15 protein-coding genes and 2 pseudogenes are annotated in these 24708 nt (G+C 48.6%); 5 read left to right on the top strand and 12 right to left on the bottom strand.

Features of this window, described 5'->3' with window-relative positions; translation table 11 throughout:
* Positions 1-930: 930 nt before the first annotated feature.
* The 5 genes from AAC155_RS21875 to AAC155_RS21895 all read left to right on the top strand — a co-directional run bounded on the left by AAC155_RS21875 (position 931) and on the right by AAC155_RS21895 (position 14555).
* Positions 931-3072, top strand: a complete 2142-nt coding sequence (locus tag AAC155_RS21875) for a peptidase domain-containing ABC transporter (RefSeq protein WP_113044133.1) — start codon at positions 931-933, stop codon at positions 3070-3072.
* Positions 3051-4439 (top strand): HlyD family type I secretion periplasmic adaptor subunit, encoded by a 1389-nt coding sequence (locus AAC155_RS21880; RefSeq protein ID WP_113044134.1) that lies wholly within the window; start codon positions 3051-3053, stop codon positions 4437-4439. The genes AAC155_RS21875 and AAC155_RS21880 overlap by 22 nt, the downstream gene beginning before the upstream one ends.
* A complete protein-coding gene (locus AAC155_RS21885; RefSeq protein ID WP_113044135.1) occupies positions 4439-6598 on the top strand; it encodes a type I secretion system permease/ATPase in 2160 nt (719 codons plus the stop codon). Before AAC155_RS21880 ends, AAC155_RS21885 begins: the two co-directional genes overlap by 1 nt.
* A 91-nt stretch (positions 6599-6689) precedes the next feature.
* A complete protein-coding gene (locus AAC155_RS21890; protein ID WP_113044136.1) occupies positions 6690-13871 on the top strand; it encodes a TcdA/TcdB pore-forming domain-containing protein in 7182 nt (2393 codons plus the stop codon).
* Between the two features lie 390 nt (positions 13872-14261).
* Positions 14262-14555 (top strand): LCI fold-containing protein, encoded by a 294-nt coding sequence (locus tag AAC155_RS21895; RefSeq protein ID WP_113044146.1) that lies wholly within the window; start codon positions 14262-14264, stop codon positions 14553-14555.
* Positions 14556-14762: 207 nt separating this feature from the next.
* Here the strand turns inward: AAC155_RS21895 and AAC155_RS21900 are convergent.
* The 12 genes and pseudogenes from AAC155_RS21900 to AAC155_RS21955 form a co-directional block, all read right to left on the bottom strand.
* Positions 14763-14999: pseudogene (locus AAC155_RS21900) on the bottom strand (ISNCY family transposase); the annotation flags it as partial.
* 129 nt (positions 15000-15128) lie between these two features.
* Positions 15129-15509, bottom strand: a pseudogene (locus tag AAC155_RS21905) (Rpn family recombination-promoting nuclease/putative transposase); the annotation flags it as partial.
* A gap of 297 nt (positions 15510-15806) precedes the next feature.
* The gene (locus AAC155_RS21910) at positions 15807-16433 is read right to left on the bottom strand and encodes a tail fiber assembly protein (protein WP_113044138.1); all 627 of its coding nucleotides are present in this window, start codon (positions 16431-16433) and stop codon (positions 15807-15809) included.
* Positions 16433-17773, bottom strand: a complete 1341-nt coding sequence (locus tag AAC155_RS21915) for a phage tail protein (protein WP_229015751.1) — start codon at positions 17771-17773, stop codon at positions 16433-16435. The genes AAC155_RS21910 and AAC155_RS21915 overlap by 1 nt, the downstream gene beginning before the upstream one ends.
* 36 nt (positions 17774-17809) lie before the next feature.
* Positions 17810-18520: a hypothetical protein gene (locus tag AAC155_RS21920; RefSeq protein ID WP_113044139.1), complete on the bottom strand. Its 711-nt coding sequence runs from the start codon at positions 18518-18520 to the stop codon at positions 17810-17812.
* A complete protein-coding gene (locus AAC155_RS21925) occupies positions 18520-18834 on the bottom strand; it encodes a hypothetical protein (RefSeq protein ID WP_113044140.1) in 315 nt (104 codons plus the stop codon). The genes AAC155_RS21920 and AAC155_RS21925 overlap by 1 nt, the downstream gene beginning before the upstream one ends.
* A gap of 1 nt (position 18835) precedes the next feature.
* Complete coding sequence (locus AAC155_RS21930) at positions 18836-22114, bottom strand: phage tail protein (protein ID WP_113044141.1); 3279 nt, start codon at positions 22112-22114, stop codon at positions 18836-18838.
* Positions 22115-22170: 56 nt separating this feature from the next.
* On the bottom strand, positions 22171-22773 hold the full coding sequence (locus AAC155_RS21935) for a tail assembly protein (protein WP_113044142.1): 603 nt from the start codon (positions 22771-22773) through the stop codon (positions 22171-22173).
* On the bottom strand, positions 22770-23480 hold the full coding sequence (locus tag AAC155_RS21940) for a C40 family peptidase (protein WP_113044143.1): 711 nt from the start codon (positions 23478-23480) through the stop codon (positions 22770-22772). The genes AAC155_RS21935 and AAC155_RS21940 overlap by 4 nt, the downstream gene beginning before the upstream one ends.
* Before the next feature lie 2 nt (positions 23481-23482).
* On the bottom strand, positions 23483-24229 hold the full coding sequence (locus tag AAC155_RS21945) for a phage minor tail protein L (RefSeq protein WP_113044144.1): 747 nt from the start codon (positions 24227-24229) through the stop codon (positions 23483-23485).
* Positions 24226-24570 carry a phage tail protein gene (locus AAC155_RS21950; protein WP_113044145.1) on the bottom strand — a complete coding sequence of 115 codons (345 nt, stop codon included), beginning with the start codon at positions 24568-24570 and terminating at the stop codon, positions 24226-24228. The genes AAC155_RS21945 and AAC155_RS21950 overlap by 4 nt, the downstream gene beginning before the upstream one ends.
* Positions 24459-24708: hypothetical protein (locus AAC155_RS21955; protein WP_205068582.1), on the bottom strand; the 250-nt coding region annotated here is incomplete at its 5' end. The genes AAC155_RS21950 and AAC155_RS21955, both read right to left, overlap by 112 nt.

A 24708-nucleotide genomic window follows, 5' to 3' on the forward strand; every position in this document is an offset into this window, starting at 1 on the left:
GAGAGCGTTTCTGGCGGGAAAGTCTGGAGAGGGGGGGATCTTAACATGGTGGCAAGCTCCGTTGAGTGAACGGAACTTAATTAAAACAAAATGCCGGATAAAAAACCAGCACTTTGTCAATAATCTGAGATTAGATTAAATTCCAATAGCAAAACTTGACTAAATAACCTATAAATAAACTAAAGTGGTCACCCGGAATAGCGATTAACTTAAGCAAAGTATCAGATATTACCTGTGCCCAACCTAACGACAGATCGATATTTAAAGGCACTGACTTTTCATCCGGCACAAAAGAAATAGCGGGAGAAAATTCTGATACAAAGTCACTGATAACGCTCGATCTGCTCCCAATTTTTGGGATCACATCAGCTCACAAATTTGCGGGATATAATACCCAGTTGGGTTCTGTTCACCCTCCGGCCTGTTTCGAAAGGTAACTAAGGGATTGCAAAACAGCAAGGCGCTTACACCAGAATGAGTCACTGGAGGTAAATGTCTGGAGAATGCTCTTCACATTCTGAGTGGGTGGTAAAGGGTCATTCATGACTTTAATAAATTTGTTAAAAATTTGAAAAATATCATTCATGACAATTATATCCCATATTTTTCTATTAACTTCTTTCTCTCCAAAAAAAATAAAAACGGATATATCTGGCATCAATTCAATATATTCATAAACTGAATACCATGCCCAGATTAATAACAATAAATTAGCAACACCCAATTAACATTTTTAGGATAATATTGATTAATTGACCGCAATTATTATTAGCTTTAGCTTGCGCCCACCTATGAAAATGACATATATTTAAATTAAAGCCTATGCTCTTAATACCGATTATTATTAGTTGACTCTGCAATACATCATCTTGCGGAAAGGCTTTTCTATATTAACAACGTGAGAATGGAATCCCGTAAGGGAAAATTACAATGAATAGGGAAAATATATCCGCCGATGCAGATACATTGTCATCTGCGCTTAACTGTTGCCGATTATTGTTGCAATTAGCTAAAGGTGAGGCTCAGGAACCACAGCCTCTGCTCCCCCATAACAAACTGAAACCTGCGATAAAAGAGTACGGCAAGGCACATGATGTTGATCTGGCATTATGCCGTTTAAAATTCCCCAAAATGACTCCCAAGCTGCTGCCCCTAGCCTTTCGCGACAAACAGGGGGGATTTATTGTATTAGCGCGCCTTTCCACTGATCAGGCCCTGATCCAATCTCCTTATGCCGTTTCACCCGAAATACTCTCCATCAACGAGCTAGCAGCCAGATGGAGCGGAGAGGTGATCCGGTTAGGGGAAGCTTCCCTCAGATTCGATGTCTCTTGGTTTATACCCGCGTTTATCCACCATCGCCACCTCCTCGGCGAGGTGCTGCTTTTTTCCCTGATGCTTCAGCTACTTGCCCTAATCACTCCTCTGTTTTTCCAAGTGGTGATGGACAAAGTGTTGGTGCACAAAGCGTTGTCGACCCTAGACGTATTGGTGATAGTGCTGGCAGTGGTCGGGCTGTTCGAGGTGGTGCTCCGGGGGCTACGCGAATACCTCTTTGCCCACACTGCCAACCGCATCGATATCACCCTAGGGATCAAGCTGTTCCGGCACCTACTCGGCCTGCCCCTGCTTTACTTCAAACACCGTCAAGTGGGCGCTATCATCACCCGGGTGCAGGAGCTTGATAGCATTCGTGACTTCCTGACCGGCTCCATGCTAACCCTGAGCGTGGACCTCGCCTCCACCTTCGTCTTCTTCGGGGTCATGGCCTGGCTATCGCCGTCCCTAACCTGTATGGTACTGGCGGTATTGCCCCTCTATTTTCTGCTAGCTTGGCTGAGCTCCAAACCACTGCAACAACGCATCGAACAACAGTTCCAAACGGCTGCCCTCAATACCTCATTCTTGAACGAGTCCGTCAGCGGCGCTGAAACCATCAAGAGCCTAGCGGTAGAACCCAGGATGCAACGGCGCTGGGAATCCCAAACCGCGAGCATGGTCGAAGCCGGTTTCCGCACTCAGACCCTCAACAGCTTCATCAGCCACGCGGTTATGCTACTACAGAAGACGACCGGCGTCGGGATCATCTGGCTGGGCGCCAACATGGTGATCTCTCTGGAACTCACCATAGGTCAACTGATCGCTTTCAACATGATGGTGTCCCACATCAACCAACCCATCACCAAACTGATCGACCTGTGGCAACAGTTTGTCCAAACCCGGGTCGCCGTCGACAAGCTCGGTGACATACTCAACCTGCCCGTCGAACAGGAGCAGGGGAACATCCGTCCTCAGCAGCCACTCTCCGGTGATCTGCAAATACGCAACCTAGTGTTCCGCTACCAGCCCCATCAAGCCCCGGTGTTGCAGGGGGTTACCCTGCATATCAGGTCCGGCGAGAACCTGGGCATAGTCGGTCCCTCCGGTTCGGGTAAGAGTACGCTGGCCCGCTTATTACAGAAGCTCTACGCTCCGGACGAGGGGGAGATCTTGATCGACGGCACTCCCCTACACCAACTGGACCCCGGCTACCTGCGCAGCCAGATTGGGGTGGTACTACAGGAGAACTACCTGTTCAACCGTAGCGTACGCCACAACATAGCATTTAAGGACCCCTCCGCCTCGCTGGAGAACGTGATGGCCGTCGCCAAGCTGGCCGGCGCACATGACTTTATCCTGCAATTACCTCTGGGCTATGACACGGTACTGGCCGAGGCCGGCAGTTCCCTATCGGGAGGACAGCGCCAGCGCATTGCCATCGCCCGCGCTCTGATGGCTAACCCCAAAATATTGATCTTCGACGAAGCGACCAGTGCCCTCGATGACGAATCCCAAGCGCTGATCCAGGCCAACATGGCCGAGATCGCGCTAGGGCGCACCGTCATCATCATTGCCCACCGCCTGTCCACGGTGCGTCACTGCGATCGCATTATCACTTTGGAGCAGGGCCTTATCACCGAATCAGGCAACCATCACCAACTATTGGTCAAGGGCGGCTGCTACGCCAGGCTGTGGCAGATGCAACAGGAATTACGAAAGGAGACGGAGCCATGTCATTCAAGAAACACCTAAAAACCGTCCTCCGGGCTTGGCAGCGGGAGCGTAACGCGCCCAAAACGACGAAGCGCACCCGCGACGAGTACGAGTTTCAGCCCGGCTACCTGGAGATCGTTGAACGACCTCCCGCGCCTTGGGCAAGGTGCACGGCAATGGCGCTGACCCTGTTTCTGTTGGTGGTTCTACTCTGGTCCATCATCGGTCGCCTAGACATCCATGCCAACGCGACAGGCAGGCTGCTGGTGTCCAGCCACTCTAAAGTGATCCAATCCCTTGAAGCCGGCGAGATTGTGGCGATTCACGTGCGTGACGGACAAAGGGTGAAGACTGGGGATCTGCTGATCAAACTCAACCCCATAGGAGTCGAGGCCGAGCTAAAGGAGCTACAGGAGCAGCTTAACTTCAAGCGGCTGGAGAGGGCTAGACTACAGGCCCTGCTAACCGATACCCCCATTGAGCATTTCGCCGTACAGGAAGGTATGCCACAGGCACAGGTCGAGCTAGCCAGAGAGCACCTGATCAGTATCTGGAAAGAGGTGGTCGCCAATCTAGAAAGCCTGGACAGCGAGATGAGCGTCAACCAAGCGAGCCAGAGTGCACGTAACGCCGATATCACCGCGCTGGAAAAGCTGATGACCAATATCAAAGTGCGCCTTGAAGCCAGTCGTACCTTAGCTGCCAGCCAGCTATTGCCCAAAGTCGAGCTACTGGAGCAAGAGAAAGAGAAGCTGGAAATCGAACGCACCCTTTCTCAACAGCATGCCGAGCTGACCGTCCTCAAGGAGCAATATCAGGTACTGAAAGAGAGCCGGGACCGCTACCTGGCCAAGACCCGCCGGGAATATTACGACCAGCTAAACGAAACTCAGACCGCTATCGCGGTCATGACACAACAGTTGATAAAGGCTGGCGAGAGGCGGCGGCTGCAAAGCCTGCGGGCACCGGTTGACGGCGTAGTGCAGCAGCTAGCGATCCACACCTTGGGAGGCGTAGTGCAATCGGCCCAGCAACTAATGGTGATCGTGCCCGATGATACCTCTCTGGAAGCCGAAGTGATGGTATTGAACAAAGATGTGGGGTTCGTGCACGCTGGTCAGCTGGTGGAAATTAAGGTCGACGCCTTTCCCTATACCCGCTATGGCACTATACGGGGTAAGGTCGCCCACGTCTCCAAGGATGCGGTCAAGGATGAGCAGCTAGGTCTGGTATTCCCCGCCCTGATCCAGATGGAGCGCTCCTCTATCGCAGTGGACCAGCATGAGGTACCGCTACAGGCAGGCATGAGTGTCACCGCGGAAATCCGTACCGGTGATCGGCGGGTGATCGACTACCTACTCAGCCCACTACAACAGTACCAGTCCGAAGCATTGAGGGAACGATAATGTCAACCATCGAATCTATTCTGTCGGAACCGATCATCGTCGACGCGTCTAAGGCGGTAGCGGATGGCGGCCTCCTGGCCCTGACCCATGCCGCCCGCCATTTCAACTTGGCGGTGGAACCGGAACAACTAAGCCACCGTCTCGGACGCCCCCAAGGGGTCTCAGATAGCCAGGACTTATGCCGCTGCGCCCAGTGGATCGGCTTGAGGGCACGCCACATCTCCACAGATATGAGCCGTCTCGATACCCTGCCCCTTCCTATCCTGCTGGATACGGAACAGGGCTGGCAGGTGCTAGAGAGAGTCGAAGGCGAGTTCATTACCTTGTATCAGCCAAGCGTGGGTAAGATATGTCGCTATCCCCGAACCCTCTTCGCTAGCCATTGGCAAGGCAGCGCTGTGCTGCTGGCGGAGGCGACCGAACCGCAGAAACGGCAGCGGTTTGGCTTCGTCTGGTTCGTGCCTTCCATCCGCAAACATGTCAGCCAGTTTAGGAACGTAATCCTAGTGTCTCTGATGCTACAGGTGATCGCCTTGGTGACCCCCATACTGTTCGAGAACGTGATCGATCGGGTGCTGGTCAGCCGCAGCCTATCGAGCCTGCAAGTGCTAGGAATCGCCATGTTGGCTCTGGCTTTGTTCGAACCCGTCTATGGTTTCCTTCGTTCCTGGCTATTCACCAACTTCGCCAGCAAGGTCAACTCCGAGCTCTCCGGCCGCCTCTATCAGCACCTAATGGCCTTGCCTATGGGCTATTTCCAACAGCGTCAGACCGGTGAGATCATCGCCCGGGTGCGCGAGATGAACCAGATCCACCAATTTCTCACCGGTTCAGCGCTGACTATGGTGCTGGATTTGGCCTTCGTCGGCCTGTTTGTCGCCGTGATGTTCTCCTACGCCACCGAGCTAACTTGGCTGGTGCTCGGTTCTCTCGTGCTCTACTTCCTGTTCTGGCTAGGTGTCGGGCCCGTACTGCGTGCCCGGGTATTGCGAGAGTACGAGCTAGGGGCCGACAACACCGCTTTCCTTACCGAGTCAGTCACTGGCATTGAAACCATCAAAACCAACGCCACCGAAGCTGGCTTCCTACACCGCTGGGAGCGGCAGCTATCTGCCTTCGTCCGCGCCTCATTCCGCGCCAAAGTGGTGGGGATCTTGGCTGGTCAGGGAATCGATCTCATCCAGAAGCTAACCTCCGCCCTGCTACTACTGTGGGGCGTTACTCTAGTCATGGAGGGCAAACTCAGCCCAGGGGAGCTGGTCGCTTTCAACATGCTCTCGGAACACGTGACCCAGCCGATTCTGCGTCTGGCCCAAGTCTGTCAGGATTTCCAGCATACCCTGATCTCGATGCGCAGGATTGGCGACATTCTTGATGAGGAGGGGGAAAGTGGCAGTGGCGGCCTGGCCTCCGTACCCAAGCTACAGGGAGGGGTGAGTTTCAGAGGCGTACGTTTTCGTTACAACGAGGATAGTCAGGAGGTGTTACGCAACCTCAATATCGAGATTCATCCCGGCGAATTCATCGGTATCACAGGGCCATCCGGCTCGGGCAAATCCACCTTGGCTCGGCTGTTGCAGCGCCTCTATATACCTCAGCACGGCCAGGTGTTGGTGGATGGGATAGATTTGGCAATCGCGGATCCGGTGGCACTGCGCCGCAACATGAGCGTCGTGCTGCAAGAAAGCGTGCTGTTTGCTGGCAGCATCGCCGAGAACATTCGTTTATGTCGGCCCCAGGCCAGCGATACGGAAGTGTATGAAGCCGCGACTTTGGCCGGTGCCGACAGTTTTATCAAGGCGCTGGACCGAGGCTATGAGACCCAAGTCGGCGAGCGTGGCGGTCAACTCTCCGGGGGGCAACGCCAACGCATCGCCCTAGCCCGAGCACTACTGACCAATCCGGGAATATTGCTACTGGATGAAGCCACTAGCGCCCTGGACTACGAGTCGGAAGCGGCGGTAATGACCAACCTACAACGCATTGCACAGGGCCGCACAGTGATCAGCGTCGCCCATCGCCTTAATACCCTGCGCCATGCCCATCGAATTCTGGTGATCGACCAAGGTCAAGTGATCGAACAGGGCAGCCATGAGCAACTGCTCGCCTTGAACGGGCTTTATGCCCGACTGTGGACCTTGCAGATGAAGGATTCTTAGATCACAGGCGGCCAACCGTGTCCGCCATAACCATTCTTGCAATGTTGCAACCCATAAATACCAAAGTAGGATTTTCCTAAGGAGAACCATTATGCCCAGTAACAGCTATCAATCGCTGCTCACGTCTGCGCAAACGACCTTTAGAGAGATGAGGAGCAAACCGAAAATCCAAATGCTGGTCCAAGAGATCAAGAAGGGGTTCCGTGAAAATGGTCGCAAATGGAGTCCTGAATTGCTCCAACAACAGAAAATGCTGGAACGGGCGCTGGAGAGCAACGCTTATTGGCGCTACAGTAATGACAGACCGGTCGGCATCAGTAGCCTCGACAAAAGCGAGCAACTGGCATTTGTCAGTTATATCAAGACACTGGCGACACGCATCACAACAATCGACATCTTGGTACAAGGCAATGAGAAAACAGCGCTATCTTCGCAAACAGATGACGCCCTAGGCAATGCCGAAGCTTTCCGGATGCTGCCCAAGGATTTTGCGCAACGTTATGACGTCCGCGGCAAGCTTGGTGCGCGGCTGACCATCAACGTTAACAAGGCGCATTTCAACTTACTTGCCCGGGCGTTGCCCCAGTTGTTCAATGATGACAATCGCGGCTGGCTGGAACAGGCCAAGATCATGGGGCCGAAAAATCTGGGCAGCCGTACCGACCAAGCCGTGATCTACCTTTCCAGAGCCGGGGTCGAGCATGCTCAAACCATCAGCTCAAAGCTTAGCGAACTGTTACCGGCGACAGCCTTTGTCGAACACACCCCGACTGGTATGTATCGCGTGGGCAAAGGCATTTCCTACTCTGAAACAGCCGAGGGTGGATCGAGCAGTCACGGTCAGTCCCGAGCACAACTGATTGCCGCAGCGGGTACACAGTCCTTACTTACCGATATTCCAATCGAGAAAGCCCTGACGTATACCTTGCAGATGCGCGGGTACGATGTACACATTCCGGCGTTGCTCTCACAAGCACTACGGGATAGCGAGCTCAAGGGGAAGCTGGTGCCCATGAGTGGCGGTTTTGAGCCTCGTCAGAGCAGCGCCGACATCCATCAGTTCACCGCCGATCCTGTGTTATTCGCCAAATCCAACACCATCAGTGCCGAGACATTAATCAAGTCGGGGAGTCTCCCGGCGGAAGGGAACGCCCAGCTAGTGAAAATCCGATCAGGCTTGTACGAGCTCGAATACACCGATCGAGGTGCTAATGATGATGTAGCAACAAGCGTTAACAACATACCAGCGTATTTTCTCAACTACGACAGCGCCGACCAGGCCAATGCATCACCAGCCTACGTAGACATTCCTAAGCATGAGATCGCGGAGAGCTTTCTATTTACTGGAACGCTATCGGGCGGTTCGGTGGTGGTGACCAGCCTTGATGCCAATACCTACCGGGTCTATCACGACGGCCGAGTCAACAGTTCGCTGCTATACGATAACGTGGTGATGGCAGTGGACTACAAAGATTACCGGGTAGCTGCTACCACCAAAAGCCTCGCCGTGGCGTACATGCAGTATGTCAATGGTGAATGGCAATTGGTGTTCCAGCGCCAGGAGTATCAGCAAGACGGCCAGATGAGCTGGACAAAGCTACGCGGCGGTGAAGAACCGCTCTCGATCCAGATCGCGGACAGCCAAGTGGTTAAACGCAACCAAGCTCAATTCGCCACTTACCGCGAGCAGGTTCATCAACAACTAAAGAAAGTCGCTGCCCAGTTCGGGGTGTCAGTCGAAGGGATCACCGATGGTGTATACACAGAGGGTGAATTTTCTCCTGATCATCCAGCAATTGCCGCGTGGATTCAGTTACATGCCGAGGTTGACGATAGGATCAACGCGGATATCAAGCAGCTAGTAGACAAACGAAGCAAACTCTATGAAGAGCAACGCAATACCTCTCAGCACAACCTGATCGACCAACAGATAAAACAGATTAATATCACTCTGGAGTATTACAAGGCGCAATACGATACGGTTCTGCGTGAAGCGGGCTTCGTCGAACAAAGCTGGTTATGGCAGCAGATCAAGTCCAAGGACGGCATGGCTGCCGTAGTGCGGATCGACAATACGCCCATCCAGAACGGTGGACCGGAGCATACCAGTAGCGTGGGCGAGCGTTATGCGATCGCCGAAGCTTACCAACATCGTGTGTATGGCACCACGTTTACCGATGGTCAGCGTAACTTCCGCGATATTAGCATCCCTGGGATGTACGATAGGATGTCAGCCTTGGAGATGAAGATCCTGTTTCTCAAAGGCCAGCTCACTTCTGAGCAGCAAGGTGCCTTGAGTGCTCACATTACTGAAACCAGCCAGGCAGAGTACATCGACAAAGTATTGAAGTGGACGGCAGTGTACAGCGAGGGTTTTCATCGCGCCGGTAGTAGCTTCGACCGTCTGGTGCCACAGGACTTTTACCTGTCGCTGGTCGGCGACAAGTCCGGCGGCCGTTGCTACCCCTTGGTCAGAGCGATGGCGGTGGCGCTGGCTAACAGCGGCGAAGCGGGTATCAACAGTCTGGTGGAAAAACTCTTCCTGGCTGCCGCCGATCCCCACGCAAACAATTCCACGCTGCTGAAAAACAGTCTGATCAAATTGCACTCCGATAACGTTGAGGCCGTACAGGCGTCAACGGTGCGCGGGAAAGTCAAATTGTCCGAAGCGGTTTCCCTGCTGAAAAAGACGACCAAGACCTCAACGTTCGCGCTCAATACCCCAAATCACTCGATGATGGTGGGAAGTACGGTCGGACTCGAAGGACGCCGTTACTATTTCTATGATCCGAATGTCGGTATTTTTGCCTTCAACAGTACAAGCAGCTTCTTCCAGGCCATGAAGAATCACTTGGTGGGACGCAAACTGGCCGCCCACTACGGTTCGCTTGGCAGCGAGTTAGCCCCTATCTTCAACTTGGTGGAGATCGATGCCAGCAAGATGGCAAAGGTGCCAGTGGGTAACGACCTGAACGTGGCCGACCTGACTCGTCCCGATGAACTAACCACGGTCATAGAGCAACGGCGGCAGGTTGAGCAGGCGGTTAACACCCAAGTACGGATTGCCAAGGACACCCGGTTGCACACTGCATTGGCGATCCTCGATGCCGAACAGTGGGGAGCAAGGTTCGCCGAGACCAGTACACGGATTGCCCAAGAAAACAACCTTGACCAGCGCTGGATGCCAGTGATTGGCAATACCGAGGACCAGGGCGAAGGCCGTTATCGAATCCAGTTCATCAATCGCGACCAACCCGATGAGACCCGTTGGGTGAGCAGCGGTGATGCCACCTTTATCGAATTCCGCCGCTTTATCGATGAACATGTGCTCACCCTAGGCCAACATTTCACCCTCGAACACGGCCAGATACAGCCCAAAGGCGGTATCGGCGAAGCAGCTCCAGTTGTTGATGGGCTAAACGCCGGGTTTGCGATACAGACATTGATCCAATGGTTTGCCGACAAGAACCGCAACGATGCGGCAGGTGGGATCGCTTCGCCTGATCTGTCCACCGCGCTCAAGGTCCACAGCTACATCAACTTTGTCCAGATGGCTCACAGTGGCGTACAGGACGTGACTAAAGTCAGCGAACTGGTGCGTACGGCGTTGCGCGGCGAAGTGGTGGCCGCCGAAACTTCACTCAAGGACTTTACCTCCATCCTGGGGCACACCGTCAATGAAGGCGCAGGCGTACTGTTTGGCGGCGCTATGGTCGGCCTGGATGCTTATGAGCTGGCCCACGCTGAGAACGATGTTCAGAAGGCGGTGTTCGGTACCCAGCTTGCGTTCGACTCGGCTAGCTTCGTCACTGGTACAGCCGGGGTGGGGGCTGGTTTGGTCGGTGCCTCAACAGCGGGCGCTGTGCTCGGTTCTGGAGGAGTGATCCTTGGCGGGCTCGCAGTGGGCTTTACGGCACTGGCGCAAGCCTTTGGTGCGGTTGCCGAGGATGCCAAGGCGGTAGGCCATTACTTCAACACGCTCGACAATGCCTATAAAGGCAATGGATATCGGTATGACAACGAAAAGAAAGTGCTGGTGCCCCTGGCTGGGGCTGTGATTAAAACCCTTGATCTGCGCAAGAATCAGATCGACTTCGACAGTCAGTACATTTACCGCACCCATTCGGGCTTTACCGGTTCAGGAAGAATCAATTATTTCTTCTGGATCGGCGACTTTCCAAAGATGGTCCATGACCGCAGCCAAGCAATCGAGGTGCGCAGTGGAATTGGTTACAAGGACGTTTCCCACAAACTCGACCACAGCGACAGCAATGTGCTGATCCTGCCCGGTACCCCAAAGTCCTTCATCAGTTACGAATACATGCAGCTCCCTGGCGCAACTACGCGTCATGATGCCGGTTTTGATGTGATCCGCAGGCTTGAAGAGGATAAGCGGTTCGACTACGACTTCTACATCTTTCCGGGGGAGGTGACGATTCGTAGGATTCATCAAGAGTATGTGGCGACACCAATCGAAGTGGTGCTCGACCAGCGCAACCGGCAACTGATAGCGCCCGAGCTGCCCAAGGAATTACATGGCTACTTGCATTACGAAATCAAGGGTGCCGGTGGCGAGTACCTGATCGGGCTGAACGAAGGCACCAGCGTGAAGCTTACGAGCGATGTCCCGCACAATCTGGTCGGCAGTGCGCCGTCGCGCTGGATCATCGACAGCAGCCAGCTCGCCAGTGACAGTATTAGTGTGTCGAAGAACCGACTGGTAGTTGGTGGAGTGGTGGTCGAACTCGATTCAAACCGGAAAGAGCAAGTGCTGGTGGTCAACCGCAAGGGCGAGGTGCGCGAAGTCAACTTCTCCGACCTGACAACGCAGGTGATAAGCGAAGATGCGAGCAAGTGGCAGGTACCGGGCCATAGCATCGAGCAGCATCTGAACGATCTAGCCAAGGCGCATCAGTTACACGGACAGTATGTGGTGGTGGAGAACTACAACCACAACGGGCATGATGTTGGTCGGGCATTCTACGACGTAGCCAACAAGCGGATGTTATTCACCGACACCCTCCACAAACAAGCCAAGCATGCACAACTGGGTGCGGTGATGGGCGACCATGCCTATTTCTACGATGCCGACAACGCGGCGGCGTGGCGGGTAGACATCGCCACTGGACAGGTCGACGCACAGTTTGAGCCTTGGTTCAACCAGAGTGCGGGCCAGATCAGTCGGCTATGGCAAGAGGGGGATGCGGTCTATCTGGCACGCCGTTATCAGCTAAAAGGGAAGGAAGCTGAACTAAGCTATCGGCTCCTCGGTGACCGAATGGAGTTAGTCAGTGCGGTGGGTGATGATGCGCTACTCCAGCTTTCGGCACGTACCAGCCTGCATAGTGATGAGCTCAAGACTATACTCCAAGGCTACGAGAACGATAGCATTCAACGTGAAACTCCGACGTATACGCTGGGCGCACGGCTGATACAACCGACCAGTGCGGCGCTGGTCACAGTGTTCGGCGTGGATGCGGCTGGCGTAGCGCATCGCTACTGGATACGCACCGGCAATGGGACGCTGATGCTGATCAAGCCGAATCTGGCGCCACCGGCGGATCAGACCTTGCATTTTGAAGCGCACGAACAGGCCCGCAGTGCCTGGCCGATCCCGGCCGATCTCGTGTTGGCGGGCAGCATTCCCCTCCCCACTGGTACGGAAGTGTTCTTCTTCTACAGCAAGGAACAGAAAGCTCTGTTCCGTCAGGAAGGTCCCGGCCAGACTGTTCTCAATGCCAATCATCCCAGCGCATTACGCATCAGCACGCCAGCGTTGGCTAATCTGGTCAACCTGAATGGTAGCCTGCTCGCCATCACCGAGGATGGGCGTGTGGCCCGGCTCGATGCGCAGGGACAGCTTAACTATGAAGCGGTTAATGAGCATTGGCTCAAGGGGCGTACCCACTGGTGGCAAGATCTGGCTAACATTACCGACGGCAGCACCACTCTGGCAGTGTTCGGGATCAAGGGCACCGACGGCAAAAACCTACTGCCAGTGTGGTACCACAACGGCCAAGTGGTGGTGGCTTCAGCGGCACTACAGGGCAAATCGTTGCAGTTGCTGGGATTCGAAATGGATAGCCCCTCAGCACTGCTTTTCGAGCCCGAAAGCGGCAAGTTGTATCGTCAACTAGCCATGACCGAAAAGGCGTTGACCACGGCTTTTGGCGGCGCCAATCTGATACTTAGCGCCTCGGCGCGACTTCCTACTGCCAGTGAGTTGACACCTAAGTTGCATCTCAAGGAAGCGCGACAGGTCGATACCGGCATACGTCTGATCACGGTCAAGGGCGAGATCTTACTACGAACCAATAACGGCGAGTTGCAGTTAGTTGGCGTTGACAAAGACTGGCGGCAGAACAACCAAGCCCAACTGCCACAGGCGCTCACCAAACTCGCCGACCAGTGGCAGGCCAAAGGGACACTGACCTTGCAGGACAACAAGGAACTAGGCTGGTTCGATATCGACAGCGGTCAGGTATTTTGGGGTAATGGAATCCCTGTCTCGAACAATCTGCGCTTTGTGGGGATCGCCGCTGGTGAAAAGACGGCATATGTGTACAGCCCGATGACTCAAGCTCTGTACCAAATCAAGGACGGCAGTGCACAGATGCTCAATAGGTTCACAAGCGTGGAGCGTATCGGTTCTTCCCTTCTACTTCAAGGCGGGGTTGTAGAGGACAGCAAGGACGATCTGACGCCACCGCTCATTGATGGTGTCGACAGCGTGGTACTGCATGGCGGCACCGATAGCGATACCTACCGCCTCAGCCGGGCGATATGGTCCCATTACCGTACGATAGTCATCGATAACGACGACCAGGGCCAAGCCTTAGACCGCCTGATCCTACCGTTGGTTGATCCGGAAAGCATCCTGGTGAACCGCCACGATGACGACTTGATGTTAACCGATTCCAGCAACGGAACGGCCCTGATAGTGCGTCAGGTATTTGACAGTCAGGCTATGTCCCATCGGCATCTGCAAATCGAGCTGGAAGGTTCCTCGTCGGTGATCAACGTGGACCACCTGGTCGAGGGATTTACCCAATGGAATTACACCAAGGAAGGTCTGATGGAACTGTCTTGGGCCAGCAAGCAACCCGTCATCACAACCCATGCCGTTGTCGCTGTCCCGGACACAGAGGGGCCGAGCCTGGTGAAGCTGAGTGGGGCTATGGCTTCGTTCCCTGATACCGGTGGTGCCCGCGACCACCTACCGCAAATCCGTCCAGCTTCGCAGGCTATGCTGACGTCATCACTGATCTCTTAAAGGTCACACGAGAAGCAGCAGAAGGGGCGAAATGCCCTTTCTGTCCGTTTAGTTGTGCCTTTTAGAAACTGTCTAATTGACAGAGGACTCTTAATATTGAGGGAGGAGCTTTTGTAAATAAGAAGTTAGATTTCTAATCTAAAATGAAAAATATAAGCAGATTTTAAAACTGAAATATAATCCATGTGATGATTTAGCATGTATTATTACATATGGCTTTATATTCCTCAGTAAATACTTTCCTATTTTATAAAATAAAATCCTAACATTAACAAGATTAAAATAAATATTTTTAACTTCAAAATTTTGACAAATTTTATAAAAGCGATACACTTAATGTGCAAGTTATTAAATCATGCAAATTATAAAACTATTAAAGAGGGTATTTTTATGTTCAAGAAATTATTGGTAGTCGGAGCATTAGTATCAGGTATTGCATTAACTGGAGGAATTGGGGTTGCATCAGCAAACGTAGATATTAATTGGAGCAACTGTTATAATTCACCTATATCCTATAACGATAGCACGCGTATATATACTAAATATGTTGTTAAAAATGGTGGTCAATCTTCTTTTTCTAATAAATATACAGAGAATGGGATTACATGGTACTTTAAAGGTATAAAAAAATTAGATAATTGTGGATCAAATTATCATGTCGGTAAATATGAAGGTAGAAGATAATAAAACTCTACCGAGAAGCCTCATTAGAGGCTTCCAAACCGCTGACAAACCTCGTTAAAAATAACGAGGTTTTTGCTTTTATCATGAATAATAATATTTCTTATTTTTCCTTATTAACCTTTTCCTACTGCCTTTCAAAACGCTATTAATAAGAACAAAAATGCCGATCTTGAATATCGGCATTTTGCTATAAAAGAGAAGATTAATTTAATGCTTTAACGCTTCAATTTTATCCCGGCTCAGTCCGGTACTGGTGACAATAATGTTCAAACTCACGCCATGCCGTAATAAGGCACGAGCCGTTTCCAGTTTACCTTCTTCTCGACCTTCCTCTCGGCCTTCCTCTCGGCCTAGTTCAATACCTTGCTTGATACCTTGCACGCGCCCTTTTTGTTCAAGCTGTTCTGCAATAGTCATCAACATCGTTTCATGCTCCGGAGATTGTTACTTCAGTCTGACCGGTTTCAGCTTCGCCGGGAAAACGTAAAAGTCCCTTGTATAGCCATCATCCTGAATAAGAACAAAAATGCCGATCTTGAATATCGGCATTTTACTGTGAAAGAGAAGATTAATTTAATGCTTTAACATTTCAATTTTATCCCGGCTCAGTCCGGTACTAGTGACAATAATGTCCAAACTCACGCCATGCCGTAATAAGGCACGAGCCGTTTCCAGTTTACCTTCTTCTCGGCCTTCTTCTCGGCCTAGTTCAATACCTTGCTTGATACCTTGCTCGCGCCCTTTTTGTTCAAGCTGTTCTGCAATAGTCATCAACATCGTTTCATGCTCCGGAGATTGTTCAATCAGTTGATGGACAAAATGTGAGAGATCCAGCGTATGTCCATTCAGTAAAATATAGCGTAACACCACATTGCGCTGCTCGGTTGTATTATACCCTGCATTCAACAGTTCCACCAATTGGAGGAGCCATTCCTGCATATCCCGGCAGCAAATAAATTGTAATTAAAAATAACAATAAAAACAAAAACTTAAATAAAAATAAATCACAATAAAACAAAATATATACACAACTATGTACAAACAGGAAAAGCACTCAATATGAAGTGTAGCGATGGATTTTTATACTATTAGGCGGGCGGTTCTGAGATGAGAGGGAGATTGTGAAGCCGGATTAACCGGCTTCGTTCTGCCTGTTCGGCAGTATACATACTTTTCAAAAATCAGTATTTCTAAGCTACTTGTACAGCAGTAAGTTAATGTTAAACATATTTAAAAACATATGTCAACAATTTATTTCGGTACTTCCGGCCACGGCACATCCGGCGCTTGATTCACATCTACACGAGTCAGCAACACTCTGTACTTTCTCCATTCGAGTAGAGCTTCTTTCTCTGAGTCTGTAGCGACTTCTAAGTCAACAGAGTCTTGTAGCAATGAGATTGTTTCATTTGCTTGTTGTAACAGTGCGGCTTGTTGTTGCTTTGCTTCGTTGATTTGATGAGACTTGAGTAAGTCTTTATCGACTACCCACTCTTTGCCATCCCACGTATCGAAGTCGGTGGGCGGTTTCTTGAATGTCAGCGTGTCGGGCAGCTCACCGATTTCCGTAATTTCAATCGGGTCGCGAGTCAGCGTGTCGTAAGCCACTTTTCCACGATAGTCTGGCAGGATTTCCCAGCGGCTTTTATCAACACTTCGGCACACAGCCTCATCATGAGATTTAGGGAGTTCCGGGGCGTCGGGATAAGCACCTGCTGATAAACTAACTCCAAGCATTACGTACTCGATATCTGACGCGATGAATTCTCTCGTTATCTGATTCGAGTGAAAAACCTTTATCCAGCCAGGTTGAATCGCTAAACCATCTTTACCCAATACGGCTGTTTCATGTTCTAAAGAGTACTTTTGTTCTGTCATTATACTGCTCTCACTATGTAATTAAATGCGACGTTGCGGGGACGGGTTTCGTTTGCACCCGACGCGTGTGTTGATACTTTTGTCTGTGACACATCGTTTTCAACAACGACCCATGTGCTTGATGTAGAATCAACACCCACAGCCATCCTTGCAGTCGGCAAAATATGACTATGGGATTTATTTTCGTCAGCTTGCCACGTACCACACACACGCCCCGGATCGACTCCCCGACTATCATCCCATCCCCGGATAAACTCGCCCCGTAAATCGGGTACTCTGCCAGCGGGATAAGCTTCTGCTAATCGCGGGTACTGTGATTTGTCGAACGTTTGACCGTTGCATGTAAGATATCCGGGTGGAGTGTAGCGGTGAGGGTACGGAAGCGGGACGCCTGTTGGCACAACTTCATCTTTTGTATAGTCCCTGCGCCAACCGGGATAGTACCCTTCACCATGATTAATATAAGTAAATTGCGCGTTCGCGATACCGTTTCCGCTTGTTGTCGTCGGTGTTGTAACACGGATAGTCATTGCAGATTCTACGCCCATAACTTCAACCACAGCCCCCGCAAGACAGATATTGCCGCAGCCTGTATCGTTGATTATGCGATTGCTGGCATATGACCAAGACCCTTTACACATCCAGTATGGAACATCAAAGGCCCCGTTTTGCTTAAGCCATACGATAAACTCTTTAGTAGTCCATGTGCCACCGCCTGTATTGATCGAGCCGCTATAAGCACGACATGCCCCCACATCCCCCGCACTCAGACTGACATCCCCGGTCAAAGGTTTCCCGTTAATTTTCCGACTGTTCGGCACGGCACTTTTCGCCCTCTCCACCGTCTCCACCAAACCGAGGTTTTTCACAAACGCATTTTTATCGGGAATGTCGGCGCCGTTTTGATTTTTTGTCAGTCTGTTGCTGATATCTGATGCAAGCGCATTGATAGACTTAAGCTGAATTGTCTTGCCTTCGGGCGTAACAACAGTTACTACCCCGTTCTCTGTCATCCACTTATTCAGATTAAACAACAGCTCATCTGTATAACCCAATTGCGCCGTAACTTTTCGGGCTGCATCTGAGTAAGTATCGGGAACCGATGTTTGAATAAAATATGTAGCATTAGAAACCGCATCGGAAAATTTATCGATTAAGACTAATTCAGTATCGCTATTAACGTTTTTAATTGCTGATAATTTAAATGTATTCCCGACTTTGATTAATATAGTCTGAGCTGGAGCAACACCGAACTTGTTATCTTTCCAGTGCGTCCCTGTTCCTATAGCAATATCAGAGTTGGCAGCAATTGAAATTGTGCCTGTGTTATATGAAGACATGATTAAGTACTCATTTAATTTTATATTACGATTTAACTAGTCATATCTAGTTGTATCTATATATATATTCTTTCCTGCAATTCCACTAAACTGTGAATATTCTGAAACATCACGCAGTGAATAATCTGGACTATAGTAACTAATAATCGTATTATTACCACTTTGTAAAGCTTGCGGCGTCCACACAGTATCAACGGGTAGCCACTGCCCTCCATGGGGTCCACCAACTTGCAAATGATAAAATCCAAATCCAGCAGCTGTCGCCATTACTGCAACTCTGCCCGCTATTGTTTCAGAATAATTTATATAAACATAATCTGATGAGTTTGATGGGAATGTTTTCATTACCCCTTTAATTGCCAGCGCCTTACTTAGATGATGTAAGATACACTTGTTATCTTCCCCCCACACGCAAATACCCCAATCACCAATCGGCGGGCGCTGTTCATCGTTTGTAAAAATATAAATTTTTAATTGATCACCCTGATTGATACCCCCATATACAGATAATCCCCACTTATTATTATCCGTTTTAAATTGATAAACGTTCGGGAGTGCAAAGTTTCGCCACACAATCCACACAGAGAATATTAAGCACCGCGTTGATGTAGGAATATTGAGATTAACTTGACCACGGTTATCAATATCTTTATCTTGCAATATTCGCGTTTCTCGCAAACAGAGAGGCGTGCTGTTCGGTATAATCCACGGCGTTCCATCTGGAGTTGTTAGTAATGCACTAAACATTATCTCACCTTTTTATAAAAGACTAATATTGTTTTTGGTTGATCTGATGGTATTCCAAATGGAGATTGTGTTTGTAATGCTGATATCGTACCTTTATTTATTGATATATTATAAGTTGGCGCATTTCGCCAAGTCAAAGAATTAATTTCTGTATCCAATATTGTATAATCAATCTCATACCCTTCTGGCAATACATACGTATAACTAAATGATTTCACTCTGGCAGGGACATCAATTATTCCTGCCAACAAAAATGGGATAACACCGCTATTATTTTTATTTCCGCTTGCATCCCATGTTTCAAATCCCCACATATTAAAATACCCCTGTTATTTTTCCGATTTGCACGCGCAGAGCACCTTTTGCATCAGCAATACTAATAGTTGTATTTGTCTGTTTCATTTTACCCTGATTATCTACTCCAATATTTTCCATTTGACCTGTTCTCATATTCCAATAGAACCCTGATTTTCCCGGAATGTAATTCAACGATTTAATTTCAGTACCAACTAATAATTCTTGAATAATAGCTTTATCAATAAACCCCTCGCGAATAAATAATTGTCCATTTTTGGCCGACATAAATGGCACTAACTTTCCATTCGCTGGATTCATAAATGTGAAATTTTCAGCATTAAAACCAATATTCGTACTGACTTTCCCATTCTTAACTTCTGCACCAATAACCATCCCCGCATCATAATACTGTCCGTTATAGTTAACTCCCGCTTTTACTGTGTACGTTGCTGAACCGTCTCCTTTTTGGTCAAAAACAGTTGTAGCCTTGGTTTCAATCATCGCTTTTTGTTTTTTAAACTCGGATTCAGTGAGAGTTTTATGCTCTGCAAGAGATTTGTTTGTTCCAGAAATTGCCGTTTTATTCTCATCAATGAGAGACTTGTTTCCAGCAAATTCAGCTTTCACTTGCTGCTGATAACGTGCAAGTGACTGTTGATCTGATACTTGTACTTCGCGTACTTCGACAATTTCAGCTTTTCTGTCTCCGTTCTCTTTCATCCAACGCTTAGTATCAGCTCCACGTGCCGCGGCATTTTCAAGTTCTGCCTCTGAATTATCATCAATCTGAGATTGAAGTGCTTTCCCTGCGTCTGTTGTGAGGAATTGATCACCGGCAGCATCAATTATCCAACTTGCATCTGAAGACGATTCACCACGTACGAACTCAGTCCACGGGCTTTGATTACCAGTCTTATCAACAAGTCGTGCACGAAAGTAGAAAGCCACACCCGCAGCAAGGCCCTGCATTGTATAAGTTCGCTGAGGATAAGGAACGTCAGACAACAGCATCAAATCATTGCCATCATTTGTTTTACTGTACTGAATCTCAGTGTGTTGCGTGTCTGATGTGTCTTCGCCAAAGTTCCAATCAATCTGAATACCGAAAATGATGGGCGTTGTTCTGAAATTTAAAGGTACTGGGGGATTACCCTCTTTGCCTTTTAGCGCTGTTTCCTGCGCGTTAGCCCAAATGCTGGAAATATCAGAAGCGTTGATTGCACGAACACGGACTTGATAACGTCCTGCATAAATGTTGTCTACTTCAAAGCCCAACGCTGACGTTCGCGGCGCTGATATCCAGTTGCCGTTGTCACGACGCCATTCAGCTTCATAAGTAATAGCATTGTCAGCAGAATCCCAATCAGATCGCAATGTAGTTACAGCCAAACCTTGAACAATCTTCGTGTATGAAGATATACGAACGTTTTTTGCTGGTGGCTGAACGCCAGGCGGTATTACAGAAATTGGCTTTTCGTCAATTCGAGCACCAGTATCAATATGACTATACTTATCGGGATTATGATAAACACAGTTAATAGTGAATGTATTGTCGTTGTTATCATCAATACTTGTGACGCGGTACAACTGAATTGCTAAATCATCAGCATCAATAGACCACACAGCATTTTTTTGTGGCATTTCTGAATAGGCTGTTGTTACTGTTACCACAACATTATTTACAGCTTGAATTGTCCGGCCTTCTGATTTGCCGGATGGCAAGTTAATCAACAGCCGATCACCAGCTTTTGCGCCTGGCTCTCTGTCTAGCGTGATGTTTCTGCCGCTGCATTCAGATACCCGACCGCCGATTACACGACCAGAAAACAACTCATCAGCAACGCCTATGATATCTCCGGGAAGGGGTATTTTTCCTTCTAACCCGGTTGCAAATGATACTGTTCTGTCATTAGCATTAGTTAGCAACGCCCATCTTCCTCGCCGATTAGCTTCGCTCTGTCGCGTACAACCAATGGCGGTGATTTCAGTTTGGTTTACACCATATCGTCTAACCAGCTTATTATCAGAAACTACTTCAACGGCATCATTGTAGTGATTGCTCGGATCGCCATATGACACAAGAGCGTGAGTATATCGATTGCGCTGGCTACCACTTCCATAATTGAATTTTCCATTAACAACCGACGCCTTAGTAAAAATACGACTAACATCACGTGGCATATCAGCAACTGCAACGATTTTATTATCTGACCAGTACGTCATTCCACGGAAGATTGACGCTAAATCACGCAATACTGTATAAGCCTCATTCTGTGCTTGTATATACATATCACACACAAAACGAGGCTCTTTTCCATCTCCGCCGCGGCCATCTGGCACCAATTGATCGCAATATTGAGCAATTCTATAAAGCTCCCACTTATCAACTTGGCTCGCATTAAGCCTATCACCCAATCCGTATAATTTACTTAATAAGAGGTCATAAAAAACCCAGGCGGGGTTGCTACTATGCGCTAATTTAAATGTACCATCCCACATTCCGGCATAAGTCCGACTAACTGGATTATAGTTTGATGGAACTTTAATCAATAATCCTTTAGATAGAACGCTAATTTTCGGAATTCGATTATTAAATTGTTCAGCATTAAATGTAACGAACAAAAGCGCGGTATTTGGATAACGTAATTTTACGTCAATAACTTCGGCTATTGACTGAATATTAATTTTATCAGCATATCGACCTGAATTTTTATTCGGCGTCAGCCTACGTACTCTAATTTGCCAGCCAGTAGTTGCCTTGGGCAAGTCAATACGGTGCGAACGCTCATAAGTTGATGTTGTTTTTCCGTCAAATGCAGCATTAATTACTTCTTTAAATCCCGCACCGTCAGTGCTTAAACCTATTGCATATTCAATACGATAGCCCGTCGTGTCTCCGTTATCGCGTTGTTGCAATAATTGAGGAACAGAAAACCGGACACGCACGGCTGAGAGTTGTGTATTACTAATAGAGCGTATCCACGGCTGATCACTCTTAAGCTCCATTCCGATATTAATTTCATTATCAACACTCGGCATTCCCTTGATATATTCTTGATGCTGACTACCTGGCCGGAATTCCCATGTGACGCCCTCAAAATTTCTTGAGCCGTCAGCATTTCCTATCGGCGTTCCATCCAAAAATATTTTTGTATCATCTAAGTCGCTTGCTATCTCACCATTACTAACTGCAAGTAATATTTTTGCTGTTGACGTAGACAATAAGTTGTCTGGTGACTCAACAGGCGTATGCCCTTTGCCGCCACCGCCCTTTCGCCCTTGAATTAATTGAGCCATATTCCACCCATAAAAAAAGCCGCGTTAGCGACCCTACTTAAATTAATTAAATATTGTTATTGCTGATCTTCGGTATATATCCCAGCCGAAATAATCGCCCCACCAACTTCCCTTTCACCGTAAAGCACAGGGATGGGATTACCCTGCGCTGTAGTGTTAACTGCGCCGCCAAATGCGTATGACGGCTTATTATCTGCATCCTGACGCGTTGCTAATCCCGGTGGCTGCGGAGCTAGCATCTGGACAACACCACCCAAAGCCATGGCTGCACCACCTAATGCAAGCGCCCCGCCCCATGTACCTGCTGCACTAAATGCCGCCCACCCTGCCGGGCCTGTTAACATTGCCGCCCCAATAAGCGCGACCCCCAACATTGTTTGGAAGAACCCACCGCGCTTACTTCCTTTAATGATCGGAGCGATACGGATTTCTTCGCTGGTGGTTAAGTGAAGCTCTTCATTGCTAATATTTCGTTTGCCTTTAAATATGGCAAATTCAAGCCCTTTCAAATGAGCTTCATTTAAAAACTTTTCAAATCCATCACAACGCACGCACAAGGCTTTTATGGCCTCTTTCGGGGAATCAATTGCAATTGTATGTTCACGTCCGAATTGTTTTCCAAGCGTGCCGTAGAGCCGAACTGTTTTTAACTGGTTCATACCAATTCCTTACGTCTTACAATTTTCACAGTTCTGTCACGCCAATAGTCGCTGTACGGAATAATTTGACTTAACTGTCCATACAAATGATGAAGCAGCATTCCATTGTTCACTAAAATACCAGCGTGATTGGGTACGTCAGATTGAACTTGCATGATTACAAGGTCTCCATCTTGCGGGCTGTCCGTGATCTCGATAAAACCTTCTTTCTGCCAGTTCTCCATATAGAGGTTTTCGCCTTCTTCCCACCAATGACGATCAACACTGTAATTATGCAGAGATAAACCATGCTCTTTTTTGTAATAATCCATAATTAAAGACCAACAATCGGCATGACCAAGCACAAACGCCCGTCCAGTTAGCGGCCTTTCTCCACGCGGCAATATTTCCCGAATATCACCCTCAGGCCACGAAGCAATAACCCACAGAAGCCCAGTGGCATCGCACTGTAACTGGTCCAATTCACTCGGCTGAGTTGTCACACCATCCCCGCAGTGACTATGAACAATTGCTGTTATTGTTCCCCAGTCTTCTGCAAATGAATAATCTTCTGGCGATAACTCGAAATGTTCTGTAGGTTCTTTTGATAAGTTACGGCAACGGAAATATTTCTCTACTCGGCCTTTTTGAGCAATAACACCACAGCATTCATTGGGATATTCTAACTTTACGTGCTCAAATATTGCGTCTATAGTTTTTTCTCTCATTGTCACCTCGAAATTAAACCTGATGCCGGAAATCCTCCGAAATCCAAAGGATCATTTTCACCAAAACGCTTTTTGCAGTCTGACAGTAACCCACCGCACTCATCTTTGGACGGATCATCGGTTGGCTTCCCGTCTTTATCAAAATAACGGGTACCGGCATAGCCACAACCAATGCCGGTCCTGTACCACCCTCTCATACACCAAGTGCAAATTGTGTGGATTTGCCGGGTTGGAATACGTAAGCCTTGCAGATCAAACGGGCTAGATAATTCAAACTCTACAATCTCACCGGCTATTTCACTCGTTTTAGTATCAATATAGAAAACTTGCTTGAAACACTCATCAGAGTTGGCCGTTGGATTTCCTGACGGAAAATTCTTCTCATCTAAATAATGTGAAAATGTGTCAAAAACAGTTACTTTAGCCTGTAGCATGTCCTCGAATTTCAGACAAAGAGAAGAGATAAGGCTATTGATATTAGAAACAGTTAATTTTGGCCGTGGCGGTGAACCATCACTTGATTTTGATATACCGCTAATGTCGTAAGCCCATGCGCCATACTCTTTTTCTTGCCACCAAATGGATTTTGGTTTTAAGTCGGCCCCGGCCTTCTCTATTTCTTCTGTAGTGTGTGGCATGTTGTAAGCGTGGAACCGCAATACAGGCCCACCAAACTTGCTACCATCAACTTCAATTAGCTGAATTCGATTGCCTGGTTCTAATTTTTGTACATCTGATGTGATATTCATGCTGAAAATGCCTGTTCGAATGTAGCATTGATTGTCATTACTGTGTGAGATAGCGGCGTCATAGTGATAGAACTAGCATCAACTCTGTAAAGCCCCTTCTGACAAAACGGAGGTTTCCATATGAAGCTTTTAGCCGTGTGCTGTCTGATGAAATTGAGTATCGGTATTACTTCATCTTTATGCCCCGTATAAGTAAAAGGCCATTTCTGTGACTCTGTATTAATACCATTCACAGCAACTTGGGAATACCCATCACCAAATTGTACTTTCCTGACATTGTGCGCGAACTCACCCGCTGGACTATTTTGTATCTGAGTTCGCCATTTAAATTCTTCTGCCATATTTCACCCATAAAAAAACCGCAGTTAAGCGTCCAGATATGAAAAAACCCGCGAGGGGCGGGCACTATTGAAGTGCAAAGCGAAAAATCTTTTAAGAGAGTTGAGGTTATTTTTGTTGTTGTTCCAGAATGAATTTTA

The organism is Photorhabdus sp. HUG-39, assembly GCF_963878365.1.
GTDB lineage: Bacteria > Pseudomonadota > Gammaproteobacteria > Enterobacterales > Enterobacteriaceae > Photorhabdus > Photorhabdus kayaii.

What these genes read in the sequence shown, in the direction of transcription:
- AAC155_RS21875 (WP_113044133.1), top strand. Translation starts at nt 931, where the DNA reads ATGAATAGGGAAAATATATCCGCCGATGCAGATACATTGTCATCTGCG.
- AAC155_RS21880 (WP_113044134.1), top strand. Translation starts at nt 3,051, where the DNA reads ATGTCATTCAAGAAACACCTAAAAACCGTCCTCCGGGCTTGGCAGCGG.
- AAC155_RS21885 (WP_113044135.1), top strand. Translation starts at nt 4,439, where the DNA reads ATGTCAACCATCGAATCTATTCTGTCGGAACCGATCATCGTCGACGCG.
- AAC155_RS21890 (WP_113044136.1), top strand. Translation starts at nt 6,690, where the DNA reads ATGCCCAGTAACAGCTATCAATCGCTGCTCACGTCTGCGCAAACGACC.
- AAC155_RS21895 (WP_113044146.1), top strand. Translation starts at nt 14,262, where the DNA reads ATGTTCAAGAAATTATTGGTAGTCGGAGCATTAGTATCAGGTATTGCA.
- AAC155_RS21910 (WP_113044138.1), bottom strand. Translation starts at nt 16,433, where the DNA reads ATGACAGAACAAAAGTACTCTTTAGAACATGAAACAGCCGTATTGGGT.
- AAC155_RS21915 (WP_229015751.1), bottom strand. Translation starts at nt 17,773, where the DNA reads ATGTCTTCATATAACACAGGCACAATTTCAATTGCTGCCAACTCTGAT.
- AAC155_RS21920 (WP_113044139.1), bottom strand. Translation starts at nt 18,520, where the DNA reads ATGTTTAGTGCATTACTAACAACTCCAGATGGAACGCCGTGGATTATA.
- AAC155_RS21925 (WP_113044140.1), bottom strand. Translation starts at nt 18,834, where the DNA reads ATGTGGGGATTTGAAACATGGGATGCAAGCGGAAATAAAAATAATAGC.
- AAC155_RS21930 (WP_113044141.1), bottom strand. Translation starts at nt 22,114, where the DNA reads ATGGCTCAATTAATTCAAGGGCGAAAGGGCGGTGGCGGCAAAGGGCAT.
- AAC155_RS21935 (WP_113044142.1), bottom strand. Translation starts at nt 22,773, where the DNA reads ATGAACCAGTTAAAAACAGTTCGGCTCTACGGCACGCTTGGAAAACAA.
- AAC155_RS21940 (WP_113044143.1), bottom strand. Translation starts at nt 23,480, where the DNA reads ATGAGAGAAAAAACTATAGACGCAATATTTGAGCACGTAAAGTTAGAA.
- AAC155_RS21945 (WP_113044144.1), bottom strand. Translation starts at nt 24,229, where the DNA reads ATGAATATCACATCAGATGTACAAAAATTAGAACCAGGCAATCGAATT.
- AAC155_RS21950 (WP_113044145.1), bottom strand. Translation starts at nt 24,570, where the DNA reads ATGGCAGAAGAATTTAAATGGCGAACTCAGATACAAAATAGTCCAGCG.